Annotated in this window: 5 protein-coding genes; 1 reads left to right on the forward strand and 4 read right to left on the reverse strand. The window is 39.0% G+C overall.

Going from position 1 to position 5,222, the window contains the following annotated elements:
- Positions 1-167 precede the first annotated feature (167 nt).
- Complete coding sequence (locus QM629_RS11935; RefSeq protein WP_415160103.1) at positions 168-1,091, forward strand: ABC transporter permease; 924 nt, start codon at positions 168-170, stop codon at positions 1,089-1,091.
- Between the two features lie 132 nt (positions 1,092-1,223).
- On the opposite strand, the gene QM629_RS11940 is transcribed toward QM629_RS11935, so the two are convergent.
- The 4 genes from QM629_RS11940 to QM629_RS11955 form a co-directional block, all read right to left on the reverse strand.
- Positions 1,224-1,898 carry a hypothetical protein gene (locus QM629_RS11940; RefSeq protein WP_415160104.1) on the reverse strand — a complete coding sequence of 225 codons (675 nt, stop codon included), beginning with the start codon at positions 1,896-1,898 and terminating at the stop codon, positions 1,224-1,226.
- Between the two features lie 279 nt (positions 1,899-2,177).
- Complete coding sequence (locus tag QM629_RS11945) at positions 2,178-2,432, reverse strand: KTSC domain-containing protein (protein WP_415160105.1); 255 nt, start codon at positions 2,430-2,432, stop codon at positions 2,178-2,180.
- A gap of 202 nt (positions 2,433-2,634) precedes the next feature.
- Entirely contained in the window at positions 2,635-3,177 is a 543-nt protein-coding gene (locus QM629_RS11950; protein WP_415160106.1) for a hypothetical protein, read from the reverse strand.
- A 527-nt stretch (positions 3,178-3,704) separates the two neighbouring features.
- The gene (locus tag QM629_RS11955; protein WP_415160107.1) at positions 3,705-4,583 is read right to left on the reverse strand and encodes a DUF4372 domain-containing protein; all 879 of its coding nucleotides are present in this window, start codon (positions 4,581-4,583) and stop codon (positions 3,705-3,707) included.
- Between the last annotated feature and the right edge of the window lie 639 nt (positions 4,584-5,222).

A 5,222-nucleotide genomic window follows, 5' to 3' on the forward strand; every position in this document is an offset into this window, starting at 1 on the left:
ACCAGTATTTTGAGGAGTTTCAATCGGCAATTGAGCAGTTCTTCTCTAATCTCGAATATCAATTGGATGAGCTGATATCTTTACTACAATTTAATTTCGGAATTATTAAAGCAACTTAGTATAAAAATCAGAACATTTTTAAAGCGTCTCTTTTATCTATTCCGGGCGTGCTTGATGTTACTTCTTCCAATGGTATTCCTGGACAGGGTAATATGATAACCGGCTCGAAAATAGAGAATGGAACAGGCGATATGCAAAGTGCTGATATGGACGTTTATTTAGTTGATTATAATTATATAGATGAATATAAGATGAAGGTTATTGCCGGAAGAACTTTCTCAAAAGACTTCTCAACAGATAGTTTACATTCAATGATAATTAATGAAAGTGCAGCCAGGCTTTTAGGCTATAGGTTTCCTGTAGAGGCGGTTGGCCGAAAATTTAAACAATGGGGAAGGGAAGGTAATATTATAGGCGTAATAAAAGATTTTCATTTTACATCTTTACAAGAACCAATAAAGCCATTAACCATGCTTATTGTGGATGCAGGAGTTGATCCGGTACTTTCAATAAAAGTCTCACCAGTAAACCTGCAATCTACTCTTAAAGCAATAGAAGGCAAATGGAATGCAGTTATCCCCAGTCGCATATTCAGTTATAGTTTTCTGGATGAAGATTTCGATAAACAATATCGTTCAGAAAACAGGTTTGGTACTCTTTTTCTGATTTTTGCAGTTTTGGCTATACTTATCTCGGCCTTAGGTTTGTTAGGTCTTTCTGCTTATAGCACTGTACAAAGAACAAAGGAAATTGGTATTCGAAAAATATTAGGGGCAAGTGTTGCCGGCATCGTTAATGCTTTATCAATAGATTTTTTAAGGTTGGTGTTAATTGCTTGTGTTATTGCATTTCCATTATCGTATTGGATGATGTATGAGTGGTTACAAGGCTTTGCGTATAGAATTAATATCAGTGTATGGATATTTGTTTCAGTAGGCACAATAGCAATGCTTATTTCGTTATTTACAATAAGTTTTCAAACGATCAAGGCAGCTATTGCTAATCCGGTGGAAAGTCTGAGAGCCGAATAGGATTGAAGATATGCAACAGTCTCACCGTTGTTTAAGAATGACAACCTTTTGAAGTTGTCATTCCGGTATTTCATCTCTTGCTGATCCACACTGTCCGTGCCGCTTAGGCCATTTTCATCCCACTATGTCAATCTAAAACTTAAAGCACAAGCCTCCATTCACAATATATCTTCCATAACCGGCTTCAATAAAAAAGCCGGCATTAGGTGAAAAATTAAATTTTGCGCCGATGGAAACCTGATAAGCCAGGTCGGTAACATTGTTCACATCTTCCATGGCTTTTGTTCCATCCGAATAGTCATAATTTTCTGAACGGTTATTAAAACCAATCGCCGTACGTATATAAGGCGAAACCGTTGTTTCATAGGTTGGAAAATAGGTCATCATATTCAGCATCAGGCTCCAGCTTTGTATTTCGCCGGTGAAGTCATTGGCTGCATTGCTGTAATCATAATAAGGCACACTTGTTTTTCCATAAGTGCCCAGTATGCCTATGCTGGCATAACGGCTGAATTGAAAATCGAGGCCGCCGGTAAAAGGCCCGGTTTGGGAGAAACGGCTGCCACGGTAAGCATTCACGGCGCCATAAAATTCATCAGGAAAATAATTTTTGTCGAGGTTTGGGAAACCATAGCCAAAGCTCAGGTTAACCGTTGGTTTAAAAGATTCCCTTTGCGGACGGCGCTGCTGGTAATAATGCCTGGCTTCGGGAGGCCGCCCATAACCTCTTTGAATATAAAAGCCGCCGCCATAAAACTGGGCTTGTGTTTCGCAGCAAATAAATGCGAGCAGGATTGAAACTAACATTAACTGTTTTTTCATGCGTTCCCGTTGATTTTTGAGGCTAAGACAGGGCAACGCTTTTAAGGTTTAACGTGTTGTTTCCTTTGCCTGAAAAATATAAAGCCTGTGAATTAATCAATTCACAGGCTTTATATAACGTGAAGAACCGTATCACCAGGGCTACTCTGGCCGATAAGCAGCGCAACGCCGTCAACTCATCATTAATCTTCTTAAATGCAGAGCCTATCAGAAATATCTTCACCGGTGAGCAGGTGCCTGAATGGTAAAAAACTAACTATTCAGCTACACTTTCGAGTATCTGTAGTTATCTTTTATTGTTCGATTAAAAAAAGATCCTGCAGAGCCACCGGCTTCAATTTGCGCCTTAAATTCATTCCATACGTACGAGGGAACATCAACGTATTGATATATGCTGCCGCTGGTAAATTCCACTTCTAAGGTGTCATTATCATTTTCGTACTTTATTCTATTTATTGTAGAGGAGTTGGCAACAGATAAAATATCTTCCATTTTTTCTTTTCCTGCTATTTTGCCCAATTAGCAGGTATTTCATCAAATATGATTAGATATTGCTGTCAGGCTTCGATTCTTTGATGGCGTTTCAATCATGTTCGCATAAATAACCTCGCTGCTTGTCATAGCAGGGGTCTCTATAGCTTAGCCTTGCATACTGCATGAGACCTTTATATGTTGAAAATGGAATGACGCTTAACTTAAACAGACGTCTGTTGTGCACAACTTAAAATGCGGTGTACTTGAATTTTTGCCCACCCACGGTGGCTTCTGCCATCAGGCCGCTAAGATCCTGGGTAAATACCGATACGCCATCGGTATATTTGGCATTTTTTGATACGCCCGATTTTACAGCAACCGCAGAAATCTGGCTGCTGAATTCTGTTTTACTCTCTTTCATGCGGTTAAGTGCATCCTGGTTTTCAAAAAATATAACTTCCCGGTATGTCTGGCCGCCCACTTGGGCGCCAACGGTAAGCTGGCCGGTTTTAACCAAACCTGCTGCCTTTCCCTTTTCATACAGAATTCCATTGCCGCCTGAGCCGCCAACGATCAGCCCGCCCTTGCCAATTTTTGGAAAAATAACATATCCATAGGAAGACTTAAAAAGAGTGGCCATAGAGGGATCAGTTCGTATAAATGCTGTTTTTGCTTTATTACTTTCTGTTATCAATTTTTCCGCTTCTTTATCCTGCGCGCTTACAGAATGAGGCAGGAGGTAGGCCACAAATGCCAAAAAGGCCAGTTTGATGAATTTACTCTTTTTCATATTGATTTTTTATATCAGTTTAATAAAGATGTTTTTAATGATACCGTATATAATAACTTTCTTCAATCAAAATGCCTGCCGTTTTCTTAAATGCTTCCGCAATGGGACGGCGCTATTGAACAGGTTTTTATCATCCGGCGCATGCTGCCCTGGCAATGAGTGTTGGCATGAATGTGTGGAAATATATTTCCATCACAAAAACTTTTTTAAAAGCAACTGCTACCAGAAACCTTCAATTTGTCAGAACAAAAGATTGATTGTAAAGGGGAGGGAGAGATACGCATTATGTGTTGAATCTTTAGGCTTTGATTCAGCTATAAAACATCGCTTAAGCTTAAGGGCGATTTATCTGTTTAAATTCTTGTAAAAAAGTGAGAGAAACAGTTTCACATTCAGGTGGTGTAAAGGATATGCCATATAACTTCTTATTGTAACCTTCAAACTCAAAATGATTTGAAGGAAACTCAGTTTCACAGATATGATATTTCCATTTATAAGTTTCAATGATGTCTTTACTTCTTCAATCATTACCAGTAAAGAAGCATTCCTGCCGCAGAGGTTGCGGCTTTCTTAACAGTAGCCGTTACAACAACATCAGTCAATTGGTTAGCCTCTGTTCCAATACCTGTAAATGCAGCATTAAATCCTTCCAGCCCATCCAAATCTATGTTTAATATCGGGTCATTGGAAGCATATTGATAATTTGTCAATTCCGGATAATCCCATGTAAGCGGGTCAAGCTGCGTAAACCTGCCTATCTGTGCATCGTAGTTTCTAAAGCCGTAATCATACCAGTCCAAATCCGCATCATCAAAGAGCTCTTTATCGTTGTATAAATTCCTGTTGTCTAAATAGCCCTCATTCGGGTCTCCTAACTTCTGCGAAGATATCGCTGCTATCTTCAGCCCAAACGCATAGTAGTGATCTTCCTCAATTATCGGCGCCCTTACATTCGCCAGTACCAACGGGCTGGCATTATCGCCACGCTGGCTTACCCGTTTATAGGGCGTGGCTTCAGTGGTGCCAATATAATTAAAGCGCTCATCAAAGAACAATACCGTTAAATACGCTTTGGGCACTGTGCTGTCCGACAAAGAAGGCTTGTATTTTTGGTACAGATGCTCATACACGGCTTTGAAGGTGTCGGCCGGCCGCTGCTTATTGCCGTCGCTAAGGGTGCTGCGTGGTGGCACATAATCAATGCCCAGATGGTTGAGCTTGCCTTCGGCAATGCCCAGCCCGCTTACAATCTTACGCAGTGATGTACATCCCGATAGTACACAGTACAGCATGCTAATGAAGTGTTCATAGAAATGTAAGCGTTTATAATAGCGGTTGGCTTTGGTCTTGTCAATTGCCGGTTGCAGAATTGACTTGTTACACAAAAAGCTTATCTGTGAAAACAGGTGCTGTCCGAAATAGTTTGTACTTTAGTTCATTCTTTTGTTTGAAAGTGTCGTAACTCGCAAACTAAGAAAAAGGGGGGGGCTTTTATGCCCCCCCTTTATTTTTTTGTCGGACAACAATGTTTTATAATGGTGAAAATATATCTAAATCTTTAAATTGTATAAGCAGTTTTATTAATAAAAAATTAGTTTAATTATAAACATAATTATTGCGGTTATTATCGCAGCCGCAAATATCACAAGTTTATAAAATTGAAGATTGCTTCTGCTCCATAGCTTAAAATCTTTATCTATGTCTCTCTTAATAACAGCGGTCAACGCCTTTTTGGGTAAAAGGAAAAATATTAAAACTATAAGTATATAAACGATAACGAAAAGTACTTGGAAGGAAATCATATAAAGAATTTATTATTTATTGATAAAGTTAAGAACAACTGTTTAGTCAACTTGGATTGACAGTTTTTACTTATCCTCGAATGTGATTTTTGCATGTTTGTATATGTTATTTGATTGACTTTGTTGCAACGATAGAGTAAAAAAAAGGAGTAGATCGTAAATTTGTTTTGGAAAGAGAACAATAGACGAACTTATACTCCTTTAGATGAACAAAGATAAGCTGGCGGCCTCAAAATCCCAAGA

Source organism: Parafilimonas sp. (assembly GCF_047606085.1).
Classification (GTDB): Bacteria; Bacteroidota; Bacteroidia; order Chitinophagales; family Chitinophagaceae; genus Parafilimonas.